Below are 14,284 nucleotides of genomic sequence, written 5' to 3'. Positions count from 1 at the left end.
AGAACATCGTGATTAAGCGTATTGCAGCAGCGATTGTGGGGATCGGTGTCGCCGGCGGCGTCGGGTTCCTTGCCTATGCGTGGTATCCGGCCATTGCACCGGTTGCACCGCCTCCTCCTTCCTCTTTCTCCGCAGCGCAGATCGAGCGCGGGCGCGTGCTGGCCGCTGGCGGCTACTGCGCCGAATGCCATACCCGCACGGATGGCAAGCGTGGCGTGGAGCTTGCGGGCGATTACAAGATGGACACGCCCTTTGGCGCCATCTTCTCCTCCAACATCACGCCTGATCCCGAAACGGGTATCGGCCACTGGTCGGAAGCCGCCTTCAAGCGCGCCATGCGCAAGGGCATTTCGCGTGACGGCACGCAGCTTTTCCCGGCGTTCCCGTTTGACCACTTCACGCACATGACGGATCAGGACATCGATGATGTCTATGCCTTCCTCATGACGCGGGAGCCGGTGCATTCGGTCAAGCGTGACAACACGGTGGGCTTCCCCTTCAACATCCGTCTGGAGCAGGCTGGCTGGAAACTGCTGTTCCTGCACGAAGGACCGCTGAAGAACGATCCCGGCCAGGATGCCGAGTGGAACCGTGGTGCATATCTGGCCGAAGGGCTGAGCCACTGCTCCGCCTGTCATACTCCGCGTAACCTCATGGGTGCGGAAAAGGCCAGCGCGCCGTATGATGGCGCCCCGGTGGACAACTGGATCGCGCCCCCGCTCAATGAACATAACCCGACCCCGGTTGTCTGGACCGAAGACGAGTATTTCAAATACCTGCGCTTCGGTTCCGCTCCGCTGCATGGCAGTGCCGCCGGTCCCATGTCGCCTGTCGTGCATGGCGGCCTGAGCGAGATGCCGGAATCCGATGTGCATGCGATTGCACATTACCTGGCCCAGATCGACCATTCCGCAACCCGCGTCAGTCAGGACCCCAAGGCCATTGCATGGGCCATGCAGGCATCCATGAAGGATCTGGTCGGACCGCAGGTGAACCCGAATGCGAAGCTGTATGCAGGCGCCTGCGCCGCATGTCACGCCAATGCCGGCCCGCAGCCGGTTGAAGGTCGCCCCGACCTGGCGCTGAACAACGCGCTGTGGCTGGATGAGCCGACCAACCTGTTCCAGGTGATCCTGCGCGGTATCGGGACGACGGAAGGCATTTCCACCGTTTCCATGCCCAGTTTCTACCATTCCTTCTCGGATGCGGATCTGGCCCGCCTGGCGGCCTACCTGCGTGCGACCCGCACGACCCTGCCGCCGTGGACCGATCTGGAGAAGAAGGCGGGCGAGGTTCGCAAGACCCTGCCCGTCCCCCCTGTCGCGTCGTCCCATTGAGCTGAAAGACGGAGCTAGAACATGACGACCTTTCGCCTCAATGGACGGGAAGTAACCGTTGACGTACCGGGTGATACCCCCCTGCTGTGGGTCATCCGTGACGAAGTTGGCCTGACCGGAACGAAATTCGGTTGCGGTATCGGTATGTGTGGTGCGTGCACCATCCATATCGGTGGCCGGGCCACCCGTTCCTGCGTGACCCCCGTCAGCGCCGCCGAAGGCGCTGACATCACCACGATCGAAGGCATCGATCCCGAGGGTAACCACCCGGTCCAGCAGGCCTGGCGTGAAATCCAGGTGCCGCAGTGCGGCTACTGCCAGTCCGGGCAGATCATGCAGGCCGTGAGCCTGCTGAAGGATTACCCCTCTCCCACGGATGAGGAAATCGATGCCGTCATGGCTGGCAGCCTGTGCCGGTGCATGACCTACATTCGCATTCGTGAGGCCATCAAGAAGGCCGCGGCCACCGCACGCGGAGATGCATCAAATGGGTAGATTAAACCGCTTCCGCCTTGGCAAGGACGGACGCCGTGAACAGGCTTCCCTGTCACGTCGCGGCTTCCTTGTCACCTCGCTTGGCGCCGGCGTCATGTTTGGCTTCGCACGCCCCTCAGCCGCCAACCAGATTTTCCCGCTCGACAGATCATTGCCGGGTGACGGAGCGTTCGAACCCACCATCTGGTGTTCGATCGCACCTGATGGGGAAATCACGGTCAACATCATCCGCGCGGAAATGGGCCAGCATATCGGCACCGCCCTCGCCCGCATCATCGCGGATGAAATGGAAGCCGACTGGAGCAAGGTCCGCATCAACTATGTGGACACCGACCCCAAATGGGGCCTGATGGTCACTGGTGGCAGCTGGTCGGTGTGGATGACATGGGATGTCTTCCGCCAGGCGGGTGCGGCGACGCGCACGGCCATGGTGGAAGAAGGCGCACGCCTGCTGGGTACCACGCCGGACAAGTGCACGGTTGCCAACAGCATTGTCAGTGCCGGTAACAGGCAGATCAGCTTTGGCGACATCGTGGCCAAGGGGCATCCGTCCCATTCCTTCACGCCCGAGGAAATGGCCAGGCTGCCGCTCAAGCCCGCAAGCGAGCGCAGGCTGATCGGCAATGCCGAACTCAAGGCGCTGGACATTCCCGCCAAGACCAATGGCACCGCCATCTATGGCATCGACGCCAGGGTGGAGGGCATGGTCTATGCTCGTCCCAAGATGCCGCCGACACGCTATGGTTCCAAGGTCCGTTCGGTTGACGATACCGATGCGAAGAAGATCAGGGGCTATATCCGGTACCTGCTGATTGATGATCCGTCGCAGGTTGTGCAGGGCTGGGTCGTGGTGCTGGCTGAAAGCTACAGCGCCGCCATCCGCGCGACCGATGCGCTGAAGGTTGAATGGACGCCGGGCGAGACGATCCACACGTCAGAACGCGACATTCAGGACCGTGGCCGGGAGCTGATCAATAACAAGGAAGGCGGCGTCTACATCTTCAATGATGATGGTGTGGATCAGGCCTTCGGCAGCGCGCACACGGTCATGGAACAGGAGTATACCTGTGCATCCGTGCTGCATTACCAGCTGGAACCGACCAACGCGCTGGCCTTTGAAAAGGACGGCGTCTACGAGATCCATGCAGGCAACCAGTGGCAGAGCCTGATCCTGCCCACGCTGGCCAAGTCGCTGCAGGTGCCGGAATCCAAGGTCATCCTGCGCAGCTATCTGCTTGGTGGCGGGTTTGGCCGCCGGCTGAACGGGGATTACATGATCCCGGCTGCCCTTGCGTCCAAGGCGCTGGGGGGCAAGCCGGTCAAGCTGATCCTGACACGGTCAGATGACATGCAGTTTGACTCCTTCCGTTCGCCTTCGGTCCAGCGCCTGCGCATGGCATTTGACGCCAGCGACAGGATTACCTCCATGGACTATCAGGCTGCCGCTGGCTGGCCCACGGGCGTGATGGCCGAAGCGTTCATGGAAAAGGGCGTGGATGGCAAGCCGTATGACCAGTTCGCCATCGCTGGTGGTGACCACTGGTATGAAGTCGGTGCCTTCCGGGTGCGGGCGCTGCGCAATGACCTGGCGGAAAAGACCTTCCGTCCCGGCTGGCTGCGTTCGGTCAGCCCCGGCTGGACCAGCTGGGGGATCGAGTGCTTCCTTGATGAAGTCGCGCACCGCCAGAAAAAGGATCCCGCGCAGTTCCGTCTTGAACTGCTGACCGCGCAGGGTCGTAACAAGGGACAGGCCCCCGATTCCGTCGGTGGCGCGCTGCGTCAGGCCGCAGTCGTACGCAGGCTTATGGAAAAGGTGAACTGGGGCAAGGCCAACCTGCCCAAGGACACCGCGATGGGCCTTGCCACCACGGCGGGTCAGGAACGCGGCATGCCGACATGGATCGGCTGTGTTGCGCAGGTGCATGTGGATCGCAGCACCGGCGTGGTGACATGCCAGAAGCTGACCATTGTTGTCGATGCCGGCACGGTGGTCGACCCCGATGGCGCGAAGGCCCAGACCGAGGGCGCCGCGCTGTGGGGCCTGAGCATGGCCCTGTTCGAGAACACGGAAATCGTCAACGGCATGCCGGTTGACCGTAACCTGAACACCTATACGCCGCTGCGTATTGCCGACACGCCGGAAATGGACATCGAGTTCCTGCCCAGCACTGAAAAGCCGATGGGCCTGGGTGAACCCGGCACGACGGTGGTCGGTCCAGCAATCGGCAACGCCATCTTCAATGCCGTGGGCGTGCGCCTGCGTCATATGCCGGTCCGTCCGGCGGATGTGCTGCGCGGCCTGCAGAACGGTTAAGCGGTTACAACCTGAACACGAAAAACCCCGGGATGCGATGCATGCCGGGGTTTTTTATTGTCCGGGATAAAAAACAAAGGTTTTGGGGTGTCGCTTTTTTTCACCAGGCTGGCGTTCTCTGAAGCTTTTTGAAAAAAGCTTCCTATGGTTTGCAGCCCCCCGATTTATCAATGGGGCCGCATGCCCATGCAGGCGGCCAGTATGGCCAGAAAGCATAATTCCGCCAGGCATATGACAAACCACTGCAATGTCATGTAACCGCGCGGCATGGCCCCGCGTTGCCATGCCATGCGTTCGACGACAGCAGTAGCAGCAAATCCCACGATCAGGATCAGCAGCCCGATCAGTTCATGCACTGTCGCCGCACACAGTCCCACCCAGCCGATACAGGCAGGCGTCCCCCCCATGGCAAGGCGCAGGTTGCTCAGGCGCTGCGTGCCGCCTGCGGGGATGATGTCGGGCTGTTCCAGCGCCAGTCCCCAGTGTACTGCGCCAAGAAAGGACAGCATCACCGCGCCATACCCAACGGCGGCCGTCAGCAGGCGTGGCGTGTGGTCGGGGGTCAGGAACAGGATCGCGCATGTGCAGCCAACCAGTGGCAGCAGGCTTGCCAGCGCGGTGACGATGGCAAGCAGTGGCAGGCGTTTCACGGCGGGTCTCTCCTATCTTGTCATGTTGTGCATAGCCTACTCTGGCATGATGCGTTGCATCTGTTATCGTGGGGGCAGGATATGCATGCGGTCGTATGCCGTATCCCCATAATGTCAAATCTGAGGAAACAGATACCATGAGCGCCATTATCGATATCATCGCCCGGGAAATACTCGACAGTCGTGGCAATCCCACCATCGAGGTGGATGTTGAACTGGCGTCCGGCGCAAAAGGCCGGGCCGCGGTCCCTTCGGGCGCGTCTACCGGCGCGCATGAAGCTGTTGAACTGCGTGACGGTGATCCCAAGCGTTATGGCGGCAAGGGCGTGCTCAAGGCCGCAAGCCATGTCGAGCATGAAATCCTTGAAGCCCTGCAGGGCGTGGAATCGACCGATCAGGTCGCCATTGACGAGGCGATGATCGACCTTGATGGCACGCCCAACAAATCCCGCCTGGGCGCCAATGCGATTCTGGGTGTATCGCTGGCAGTGGCCAAGGCATCGGCCGAAGAACTGCAGACCCCGTTATACCGCTATGTCGGCGGTGTGTATGCCCGCACCCTGCCGGTGCCGATGATGAACATCATCAATGGCGGCCAGCATGCGGACAATCCCATCGACATCCAGGAATTCATGATCCAGCCGGTGGGTGCCCCCACGGTGACGGATGCGATCCGCATGGGGTCGGAAATTTTTGCCCAGCTCAGGAAAAGCCTGTCGGGTGCCGGTTACAACACCAACGTCGGGGATGAAGGCGGGTTCGCGCCCGCGCTGAAATCAGCCGATGAGGCTCTGGGCTTCATGATGCGCGCGGTCGAGGCGGCAGGATACCGGCCAGGTGATGACGTGACCTTCGCGCTCGATTGCGCCGCGACCGAGTTCTACAGGAATGGTCGTTATGAACTGAAAGGTGAGGACAGGAGCCTGGATGCCGCTGGCATGATCGCCTATCTGGCCGACCTGTCCGCACGCTACCCCATTGTCTCCATCGAGGATGGCCTGGCGGAAGATGACTGGGAAGGCTGGGCCGAACTGACTGCCAACCTTGGGCACAAGCTGCAGCTGGTGGGGGATGATCTGTTCGTGACCAATCCCGACCGCCTGCGCCGTGGCATCAAGGCCGGTGTCGCCAATTCCCTGCTGGTCAAGGTCAACCAGATCGGCACGCTGAGTGAGACGCTGGAAGCCGTTCAGATGGCCCAGCATGCCGGTTATACGGCCGTGATGAGCCATCGTTCGGGAGAGACGGAAGACAGCACCATCGCCGATCTGGCGGTGGCGACCAACTGCGGGCAGATCAAGACCGGGTCGCTGTCCCGTTCGGACCGGACGGCGAAGTACAACCAGCTGATCCGCATCGAGAACGAACTGGCCACGGCCGCGCGTTATGCCGGGCGCACGATCCTGAAGAACGGGTGACATCCCGTGCCGGACGGGGTAATCCCGTCCGGCAACAGGACATGGCGGGAAAGGGATACGATGCAGCTGGGCAAGATCATAAAGCGCGTGATGGGTGCAACCATCCCCCCTGCCCTGTTTATCGGGCTTACGGCTTATTTCGGCTGGAACGTGATGCGGGGCGAACATGGGCTGCACAGCTATGCCGCACAGCTGCACCTGCTGGATGAGGCCCGTTCCGCCCAGAAAGATGCCTCGGCGGAACAGGAAGTCTGGTTGCGCCGCGTGCGCGGGCTGAAGGAAGGCGCACTGGATACCGACCTGCTGGATGAACGTGCGCGTTCCATGCAGAACCTGGCCCGGCAGGATGAAATCGTCGTTCCTTATGGGGAACACGACCATCTGTACTGATTGCTCACATGACAGGCACAAAAAAACCCCGGCACGATTACCGGGGTTTTTTTATATCCGTTTGAGCGGAAGATTATTTGATCTTCGCTTCGCGGAAGGCCACGTGCTTGCGGGCGACGGGGTCATATTTGCGCATTTCCATCTTGCCGGTCTGGGCGCGGGCGTTCTTCTTGGTCACGTAGAAGTAGCCGGTGTCCGCCGTGGAGACGAGTTTGATCTGGATGGTGTTGGTCTTGGCCATGATATCCTCAGCACTGCTTTGCCGCTGCTGGAACATTCAGGTACAGCAGTGGTTCAAGTGGGCGGAAAATGCGCATACACAAGGCGCAGGTCAAGCGCCTTGGCCGATATTTCTGATTAAATTCGCACACAATGGGTAAAAAAGGAGCGCAGTGCACGATGTTGAGCGTCCCCGAAGCGCGCAAACGGATTCTTGACGGGGTGTTTCCCCTACCATCCGAGGTCGTGGCCCTGACTGATGCCTGTGGTCGCGTCAGCGCGGCTCCCGTCATCTCCCGGCTGTCCAATCCCCCGGCCGATGTCTCGTCCATGGATGGCTATGCCGTGCGCGCAGCCGACCTGTCAGCGCGGGGCGCGCGCCTGTCCTGCATCGGGGCAGCGCCTGCGGGCCATCCCTTTGACGGCACGGTGGGGCCGGGTGAATGCGTGCGCATATTCACTGGCGCGGTCGTGCCACCTGGTGCGGATGCCGTACTGATACAGGAAAACGCACAGGCGGAGGACACATCCGTCACCACCACGACCACCCTTGCCCCTGGCACCTATATCCGGCGCAGGGGTCAGGACTTTGCCGAAGGCCAGGAAATCATTCCCGTCGGGCGCAGGCTGTCGGCGCGCGATATCGGCCTTGCCGCCGCCGCCAACCATGCCTGGATACAGGTAACGCGCCGCCCGCGCGTGGCCATCGCCGCGACGGGGGATGAACTGCTGCTGCCCGGAAGCGGGATCGGAGCGGGACAGATCGCCAATTCGAACACCCCCATGCTGGCCGCCCTGCTGCGCGCGGCGGGGGCCGACCCGGTCATGCTGCCGGTGCTGCGTGACGACATGGCCGACCTTGCCATGCTGGAACGCATGGTTGATGGCGTGGACATGCTGGTGACGGCTGGGGGCGCAAGTATCGGCAGCCATGACCTTGTCCGGCGCGGGCTGGAACAGGTCGGGCTCAAAACCGATTTCTGGAAAATCGCCATGCGGCCGGGGCGTCCGCTTATGTATGGGCATCTGGGCCGCCTGCCATTTATCGGCCTGCCGGGCAATCCGGTGGCGGCGTTTGTCTGTTCGGTTGTGTTTATCCTGCCCGCGCTGCGCCGCATGGCGGGGCTGACCACGCCGGTCGTGCCGCCGGAACGCGCGGTACTGGGGGCAGACGTGCCCGAAAACGACCGGCGCATGGACCACCTGCGCGCGCGCCTCGGGCATGACGCGGATGGACGGCTGGTGGCGACTCCCTTCGCCGTACAGGATTCGGCCATGCTGCATGTACTGGCGGAAAGTGGCGCCCTGATCCTGCGTGCGCCCCATGCGGCACCCGCAAAAGCGGGCGATCCGTGCGACGTGATCCGTATCGACCGCGTTATGGAATAGGTACTGGATGCCGGTTGACGCGGCATGGGGAACCAATATAGAACACAGGAACAGGTTTTTGGTTTGTTCCATCACGTTTCGGCCCGGGCGCCCCGGTAACGGCAAAAGGACATGTGGCATGCTTACGAAGAAACAACATGAACTTTTGCTGTTTATCGATAGCCACCTGCGCAGGACGGGTTTCTCCCCATCCTTTGATGAAATGAAGGACGCGCTGGGCCTGCGTTCCAAATCCGGCATTCACCGCCTGATTTCGGCGCTGGAGGAACGCGGTTTCCTCCACCGCAGGCATCACCGCGCCCGCGCGCTGGAAATCCTGCGCCTGCCTGATATCGAAGTGCCGCCTCGGCCCGCTCCGTCCGATTCGCCCGCGCCAGTTCCCGACCTGCCTTCCCCCGAAATGCTGGCGGGGGTGGTGGATGTGCCCTTTGTGGGGCGGATTGCCGCAGGCAACCCCATTGAAGCCATCACGGCGGAAACCGCCCGCATCACTGTCCCGGCCGACATGTTGGGCAAGGCCAGCCATTATGCGCTGGAAGTCACGGGTGATTCGATGCAGGAGGCAGGGATTCTGGATGGTGACATGGTCATCATCCGTGAAGGCGCGCACGCCACGGATGGGCAGATTGTCGTTGCCCTGATCGATGGGGAGGAAGTCACGCTGAAGCGTCTGCGCCGCGAAGGCGGCGAGATCGCGCTGGTCCCCGCCAACAGCCATTATGAAACCCGCGTGCTGCCTGCCGGGCGTGTCAGTGTGCAGGGCACGCTGGCGGGCCTGATCCGCCGTTACTGAAAAGCCCGCCTGCGAACCACGAAAAGTTTTTGGTGAAGCTTTTTTTTAAACTTCAGGAAACTTGCCCTTTCTGAAACGGCCTTCAGGAAGCGTCCGCTGCTACCTGTTCCCATGTGGGCAGGCGTGCGGCCAGTTGCGTGACTGCATCTGGTCCCATGGGGACCAGGGACGGGAATTCGGCCAGTATGCGGACCTGCCCATGGCGTTCGATGGCGCTGCGGCCATGGGGTTCGGGCGCGCCGTTCAGGATCACGCCCGCTACGTGCAGCCCACGCGCCCGTAATGCTGCAAGGCTGAGCAGCGTATGGTTGATCGTGCCAAGCTGGCTGCGGGCCACCAGCACCACCGGCAGGGCCAGCCGTGCCATAAGATCGATCATCAGGTAATTTTCGGCAATTGGCACAAACACGCCGCCCGCCCCTTCCACAACCAGCGGCCCGTCGCTGGCCGCATGGTGCGGCAGGGTGATGGCGGCGGGGTCGATACGGGTATGGGCCACATGGGCCGCGTCCTCGGGCGATAGCGATGCGCCGAATGTTGCGGCTGGTGGATAAAGACGTGCGGGGTCAAGCTTCGCAAGCTGTCGCACACCCATGCTGTCGGATGGCGCGTCATCCGTGCCGCTCTGCAATGGTTTCCAGTAAGCCGCGTTCCATGCCCGTACCAGGGCTGCGGATGTCACCGTCTTGCCTACATCCGTATCCGTGCCGGTGACGAATACCCCCGGCCAGAACGCGCGGCGGAACAGCCCATAGGCTACCTGATAGGACACGGCAAAAGGACCATCCATTTCCGCAGCAGCCATGACACGACGCAACTGGCCTGCCGTGGCAGGGGCATGGTCCGTATGCGTGGCTCCGATGGTGCGTAGCTCCTGCACGAAAGCCAATGGGGTGTCCGGGGTGTCAATAATCTCGGCATCGTGCCACATCCCCGCGCCACGGGCGGGCCATTCGGCCTGTAGCTGTTCGATGGCGGGGTAATCGGGCGTGGGGCACATGATCCCGGTACGCGCATACGCATCCCGCCACTGCCTGAAGCTACCCGCGCACAGGGTAGCCATCGCCATCTGTCCCCCCGGTATCAGCAGGTCAGCCAGTAAGTGCAGGGTTCGCGCCCGGTCGGAAAACCACTGCATGGCCATGCTGGAACAGATCAGGTCGAACGGTCCCGCCACGTCCGGGGCGTCGGCATCCATGCGGTGCAGGGACAGCCTGTCATCACCGGGCATCCGCTGTGCCACACGGTCCAGCATGGCGGGGGCAATATCGGTGGCGGTGATGTGAGCATCGGGGAACAGCCTGCGTAGTGCACGGGTCAGGAAGCCGGTGCCGCAGCCGATCTCCAGAATGCGGGCGGGGGCACTGCCGGGAGCATGGTGAGTGGCGATGCGGCGTGCCAGTTCGCGGGCCGCAATACGCTGGACCCGGGCAGCCTGTTCATATCCCTGTGCCGCGCCAAAACGGGCGGCGATGCTGTCCTTGCGGGTCATGGTGCGGTTATCCGTCCGGTCATGGCCATAATGGCATGGGTACAGGTTGTGGTGTGGGTCAGCGGCAGCAGGTGGCCGCCATCCAGCCATTGGGTCTGTATGTCGCCACCGGGGGGAAAGCAGGCATGTGTCAGCGTGGGGGGGGCTATGGCGTCGTCCATTCCTGCAATGACATGGACCGGGCATGTGACCTGTTGCAGGTCGGTCCGGCAATCCATGTCCATAAGGGCCAGCAGCCCCTGTTCCAGCCGGTTACGTTCGATGTGGGACGGCAGTGGTGTATCAATCCCGGCACGCAGGCGGAAGCTGTGCAGCAGCCCTTTGGGCGCGCGTAGCAGGCCCGCATGCATGCGCTCGATCACGCGCCGTGGAATGCCGTCGGGAAAGTCCGTGGCGGTCCCGAAGCGGCTGAAACCATTTATCAGCACCAACCCCCGGCATAGGGGCCCATGGTTGCGCAGCAGCCACAACGCGCCCAGCGAATGCCCCACCCCGATATAGGGAACCTGGGGTAACGTCAGCACCGCTTGGGGTGCAAAGAAGCCGAAATCAGTACACATCGTGCGCGCCTGACCCAGGACCGTGCGGGTCGTATCCCAGAATGTCGGGTCAAAGGCCCAGCCATGTACCAGTGCGATCGGGGGGAAGGATGCAGGCGAGGTCATGTGATTACGCGGGCGGCACGGGTGATGGCGTGGGCCAGCTGGTCAATCATGCTGTCGGTATGGGCCGCGCTCAGCGCCAGCCGTATGCGGCTGCCGTTGGGTGGCACCGTGGGGGGACGGATGGCGGTGGCAAGGATGCCGTGGGTCTCCATATGGCCTGCGAACGCCAGCGCCTGTGCGGCTTCCCCTATCATGATCGGTATGATGTGGGTGGTGGACGGTCCCGATGACAGCCCGCACGCCTGTATCACATGCCGGATATGGGCGGCGTTGCGGGACAGCCGCGCCCGGACTTCATTCAGCGTGGGCACCAGCTCCAGCGCCGCATCCATTGCCCCCAGCACCGCAGGTGGCGGCGCGGTCGTGAATACGAAGCCCGAACATGCATTTGCCAGCCAGTCACATAAAGCCCGTGACCCCGCCACGTAGGCCCCGAATCCCCCCAGTGCCTTGCTGAACGTCCCCATGACCAGATCGATATCATGTCCCGCGCACAGTCCGCGTCCCTGCTGACCGAGCACACCGGTGGCATGGGCCTCATCAACATAGGTAAACGCACCATGCCGCCGGGCAATGGCGGTCAGTTGCGCGATATCGGTGCGATCGCCGTCCATGCTGAATACGCTTTCGGTCACGATTACCCGCATGGTGCGTTCGTCCCCTGCATGACGGTCCAGCAGGCTGTCCAGATGTTCAAGGTCATTATGGCGGAAACGGATCTGCCGTACACCGGCCGCCATGCAGCCCTGATGCAGGCTGGCATGGTTCAGCCGGTCGGTAAAAACCAGCGGTGGCGCTCCCTGCCCCGCCGCCAGCCGTAGCAGTGCAGCCAGTACCGACGCATTGGCCTGCCACCCGCTGGACAGAAGCACTGCGGCCTCGCATCCCTTGAATGAAGCCAGCCGTGCCTCGACCTGCATGTGGCGTGGGCTGGTCCCGGTCACAAGGCGGGATGCACCTGCGCCGGTTCCGTCCTGCTGCAGCCATTCGGCGGCGCGTGCACCCAGCGCGGGATGGTGGGACAGGCCCAGATAGTCGTTGGATGAGAAATTGATCAGTTCGCGGCCGCCACGGATAACGGTGGCTGCCCCTACATGCTGTACGGGACGCAGCACGCGGCGGGTATGCGTATCCGCCATATGGTCGAGCGCGGTCTGGAAAATTGGATCAAAACGGGCCATGAAGCGCATTCTCCTGCCGGAGCGCACAGCCCCGGTCAATCCCGCCCACGCAATATCATGGAGTGGCCGCATGCATGGACCCCAATGGCTGGAACGCGGCATGAAGCATGTCTGGCTTCCCTATACCCAGATGCAGACCACCCTGCCCCCCCTGCCCGCCGTCAGCACGCACGGGCGCACCATTACACTGGCGGACGGGTCGGAACTGATTGATGGTATCGCATCATGGTGGACGGCCTGCCATGGTTACAACCATTCCCATATCCGTAATGCCGTCAGCGATCAGCTTGGACGGATGCCGCATGTCATGTTTGGCGGGCTGGTCAATGAACCTGCGCTGACACTGGCCCGCCGTCTGGCCGCCATGCTGCCGGGAGATCTGGAGCGGGTGTTCTTTACCGATTCCGGTTCCGTCGCGGTCGAGGTCGCGATGAAGATGGCCATCCAGTACTGGCTGAACCGTGGCCAGACCGGCCGGACGAAGCTGCTGGCTTTCCGTGGCGGCTATCATGGTGACACGATGGCCACCATGGCCATATGCGATCCCGACGAAGGCATGCATTCCCTGTATCAGGGGGCGCTGCCTGAACATTTCATTGCCGACCTGCCCGTGGATGCCAACAGCGTGCGGGCACTGGATGAACTGCTGGCTCAATCAGGCGACAGTATCGCCGCGATTATTGTCGAGCCACTGGTGCAGGGCGCGGGTGGGATGCTGTTCCATTCCCCCGACGTCCTGCGCAACCTGCGCATGCTGGCGGACCGGCATGGCGTGCTGCTGATACTGGATGAAATATTTACCGGCTTTGGGCGCACCGGCACACTGTTCGCATGTGAACAGGCCGGGATCGTGCCCGATGTCATCACCCTGTCCAAGGCGCTGACGGGGGGGACGATGGCGCTGGCTGCCACGGTGGCGCGCACGCATGTGTATGACGCTTTCCTGTCGGATAATCCGTTGCATGCGCTTATGCACGGGCCGACCTTCATGGCCAATGCCATGGCATGCGCCTGCGCCAATGCCTCGCTGGATCTGTTTGAACGCGAAAACCGTCTGGAACAGGTTGCACATATCGGACAGCAGATGCGTACCGAACTGGAACCGTGTCGCAACCTGTCCCATGTGGTGGATGTGCGCGTGATGGGGGCGATCGGCGTGGTGGAACTGGACCGCATACGTGACATGAATGCGCTGAAGAGCGCCCTGATCGCGCAGGGGGTATGGGTACGGCCCTTCCGTAATATCGTTTATCTGACGCCAGCCTTTAACATAACCACGTCCGAGCTGGGCAGACTGACCGCAGCCATCCGGACCGTACTGGCGCAACCTGTGTAGGAAGGGCCGTATCGGCGCTAGGCCATTGGGGACGGATCTGGTATAGAAAAGACATGACTTTTTTTCAGCATCGATCCTGGCGCATGACAAATCATGATAGCAAGCGACAGATCGTGCTGAAGATCCTGTCGGACGGGAAAGCCCGTTCAGTGCGCGAAATCGGTGACCTGTTCCCCGAGCTGGGCACCTACCATGCCCGGCTGGCGTTACAGGCGCTGCGTAATCAGGGGCTGGTCACGGTGGAAGACGCCCCGGATGCCAGTGATGGACGCAGGCGCAAGGTCTGGCGTCTGGTTAACGCACACGCCTGAAGGCTGTATCCGGACGTTATCCGGTTCCTTACGGTGGTGCGTCGATACACCGTATCGAGACGTCAGGACCACCCTGATCCCTGCGTGCGGACACCTAATTCCCTTCCCGCGTATCAACAAGACAGCACGGCCTTACCGGACGTATTCTGACATCCCATATGAACTTGGGTGGCGGGAGTTCTGGTGATGTTGAAAGTCATGAAGGGTCTGACGGACCTTGAGTTCGAGCGTCTCTACAGCACGGAAGAAGCCTGTATCAAGGCGTTGCTGATGGCGCGTCGGGAGGCATTGATG

The 14,284-nt window shown here is 62.0% G+C and carries 14 protein-coding genes; 9 read left to right on the top strand and 5 right to left on the bottom strand.

Features of this window, described 5'->3' with window-relative positions:
• Window positions 1–8: 8 nt before the first annotated feature.
• From MSKU9_RS04620 to MSKU9_RS04610, 3 genes are read left to right on the top strand one after another with little or no spacing between them, the layout of a single operon-like run.
• On the top strand, window positions 9–1,337 hold the full coding sequence (locus MSKU9_RS04620) for a cytochrome c (RefSeq protein WP_141260158.1): 1,329 nt from the start codon (window positions 9–11) through the stop codon (window positions 1,335–1,337).
• A 21-nt stretch (window positions 1,338–1,358) separates the two neighbouring features.
• Window positions 1,359–1,832: a (2Fe-2S)-binding protein gene (locus MSKU9_RS04615; RefSeq protein ID WP_010507850.1), complete on the top strand. Its 474-nt coding sequence runs from the start codon at window positions 1,359–1,361 to the stop codon at window positions 1,830–1,832.
• Complete coding sequence (locus MSKU9_RS04610; RefSeq protein WP_141260157.1) at window positions 1,825–4,146, top strand: xanthine dehydrogenase family protein molybdopterin-binding subunit; 2,322 nt, start codon at window positions 1,825–1,827, stop codon at window positions 4,144–4,146. The genes MSKU9_RS04615 and MSKU9_RS04610 overlap by 8 nt, the downstream gene beginning before the upstream one ends.
• Window positions 4,147–4,313: 167 nt before the next feature.
• On the opposite strand, the gene MSKU9_RS04605 is transcribed toward MSKU9_RS04610, so the two are convergent.
• On the bottom strand, window positions 4,314–4,796 hold the full coding sequence (locus MSKU9_RS04605) for a DUF3429 domain-containing protein (protein ID WP_141260156.1): 483 nt from the start codon (window positions 4,794–4,796) through the stop codon (window positions 4,314–4,316).
• A gap of 137 nt (window positions 4,797–4,933) precedes the next feature.
• On the opposite strand from MSKU9_RS04605, the gene eno reads away from it, so the two are divergent.
• Both eno and MSKU9_RS04595 read left to right on the top strand, forming a co-directional pair.
• Window positions 4,934–6,214, top strand: a complete 1,281-nt coding sequence (gene eno / locus MSKU9_RS04600; protein ID WP_141260155.1) for a phosphopyruvate hydratase — start codon at window positions 4,934–4,936, stop codon at window positions 6,212–6,214.
• Between the two features lie 60 nt (window positions 6,215–6,274).
• The gene (locus MSKU9_RS04595; RefSeq protein ID WP_141260218.1) at window positions 6,275–6,604 is read left to right on the top strand and encodes an FtsB family cell division protein; all 330 of its coding nucleotides are present in this window, start codon (window positions 6,275–6,277) and stop codon (window positions 6,602–6,604) included.
• 73 nt (window positions 6,605–6,677) lie between these two features.
• Here MSKU9_RS04595 and rpmG read toward each other — a convergent pair whose 3' ends face one another.
• A complete protein-coding gene (rpmG, locus tag MSKU9_RS04590; protein WP_003620129.1) occupies window positions 6,678–6,845 on the bottom strand; it encodes a 50S ribosomal protein L33 in 168 nt (55 codons plus the stop codon).
• Between the two features lie 158 nt (window positions 6,846–7,003).
• Between rpmG and MSKU9_RS04585 the strand changes: the two genes are divergently transcribed.
• A complete protein-coding gene (locus tag MSKU9_RS04585) occupies window positions 7,004–8,212 on the top strand; it encodes a molybdopterin molybdotransferase MoeA (RefSeq protein ID WP_141260154.1) in 1,209 nt (402 codons plus the stop codon).
• A gap of 118 nt (window positions 8,213–8,330) precedes the next feature.
• Window positions 8,331–9,005, top strand: a complete 675-nt coding sequence (gene lexA, locus MSKU9_RS04580) for a transcriptional repressor LexA (protein ID WP_141260153.1) — start codon at window positions 8,331–8,333, stop codon at window positions 9,003–9,005.
• A gap of 82 nt (window positions 9,006–9,087) precedes the next feature.
• On the opposite strand, the gene bioD is transcribed toward lexA, so the two are convergent.
• The 3 genes from bioD to MSKU9_RS04565 are packed head-to-tail and all read right to left on the bottom strand — an operon-like array spanning window position 9,088 to window position 12,352.
• A complete protein-coding gene (bioD, locus tag MSKU9_RS04575; RefSeq protein ID WP_141260152.1) occupies window positions 9,088–10,497 on the bottom strand; it encodes a dethiobiotin synthase in 1,410 nt (469 codons plus the stop codon).
• Window positions 10,494–11,162, bottom strand: coding sequence for an alpha/beta fold hydrolase (locus MSKU9_RS04570; protein WP_141260151.1), 669 nt, complete (start codon window positions 11,160–11,162; stop codon window positions 10,494–10,496). Before MSKU9_RS04570 ends, bioD begins: the two co-directional genes overlap by 4 nt.
• Window positions 11,159–12,352: an aminotransferase class I/II-fold pyridoxal phosphate-dependent enzyme gene (locus MSKU9_RS04565; protein WP_141260150.1), complete on the bottom strand. Its 1,194-nt coding sequence runs from the start codon at window positions 12,350–12,352 to the stop codon at window positions 11,159–11,161. The genes MSKU9_RS04570 and MSKU9_RS04565 overlap by 4 nt, the downstream gene beginning before the upstream one ends.
• A gap of 61 nt (window positions 12,353–12,413) precedes the next feature.
• On the opposite strand from MSKU9_RS04565, the gene MSKU9_RS04560 reads away from it, so the two are divergent.
• On the top strand, window positions 12,414–13,679 hold the full coding sequence (locus tag MSKU9_RS04560) for an adenosylmethionine--8-amino-7-oxononanoate transaminase (protein WP_141260217.1): 1,266 nt from the start codon (window positions 12,414–12,416) through the stop codon (window positions 13,677–13,679).
• A gap of 53 nt (window positions 13,680–13,732) precedes the next feature.
• Entirely contained in the window at window positions 13,733–13,990 is a 258-nt protein-coding gene (locus MSKU9_RS04555) for a hypothetical protein (RefSeq protein WP_141260149.1), read from the top strand.
• Window positions 13,991–14,284: the final 294 nt, after the last annotated feature.

The sequence above is a fragment of the Komagataeibacter diospyri genome (assembly GCF_006538165.1).
Taxonomy (GTDB): domain Bacteria; phylum Pseudomonadota; class Alphaproteobacteria; order Acetobacterales; family Acetobacteraceae; genus Komagataeibacter; species Komagataeibacter diospyri.
This window is presented reverse-complemented; position numbering and strand designations above follow the sequence as displayed.

Bases quoted from the DNA above. Each gene is read 5' to 3' on its own strand.
- MSKU9_RS04615 (WP_010507850.1), top strand. From the start codon at position 1,359: ATGACGACCTTTCGCCTCAATGGACGGGAAGTAACCGTTGACGTACCG.
- MSKU9_RS04610 (WP_141260157.1), top strand. From the start codon at position 1,825: ATGGGTAGATTAAACCGCTTCCGCCTTGGCAAGGACGGACGCCGTGAA.
- eno (WP_141260155.1), top strand. From the start codon at position 4,934: ATGAGCGCCATTATCGATATCATCGCCCGGGAAATACTCGACAGTCGT.
- MSKU9_RS04595 (WP_141260218.1), top strand. From the start codon at position 6,275: ATGCAGCTGGGCAAGATCATAAAGCGCGTGATGGGTGCAACCATCCCC.
- rpmG (WP_003620129.1), bottom strand. From the start codon at position 6,845: ATGGCCAAGACCAACACCATCCAGATCAAACTCGTCTCCACGGCGGAC.
- MSKU9_RS04585 (WP_141260154.1), top strand. From the start codon at position 7,004: ATGTTGAGCGTCCCCGAAGCGCGCAAACGGATTCTTGACGGGGTGTTT.
- lexA (WP_141260153.1), top strand. From the start codon at position 8,331: ATGCTTACGAAGAAACAACATGAACTTTTGCTGTTTATCGATAGCCAC.
- bioD (WP_141260152.1), bottom strand. From the start codon at position 10,497: ATGACCCGCAAGGACAGCATCGCCGCCCGTTTTGGCGCGGCACAGGGA.
- MSKU9_RS04570 (WP_141260151.1), bottom strand. From the start codon at position 11,162: ATGACCTCGCCTGCATCCTTCCCCCCGATCGCACTGGTACATGGCTGG.
- MSKU9_RS04565 (WP_141260150.1), bottom strand. From the start codon at position 12,352: ATGCGCTTCATGGCCCGTTTTGATCCAATTTTCCAGACCGCGCTCGAC.
- MSKU9_RS04560 (WP_141260217.1), top strand. From the start codon at position 12,414: ATGCATGGACCCCAATGGCTGGAACGCGGCATGAAGCATGTCTGGCTT.
- MSKU9_RS04555 (WP_141260149.1), top strand. From the start codon at position 13,733: ATGACTTTTTTTCAGCATCGATCCTGGCGCATGACAAATCATGATAGC.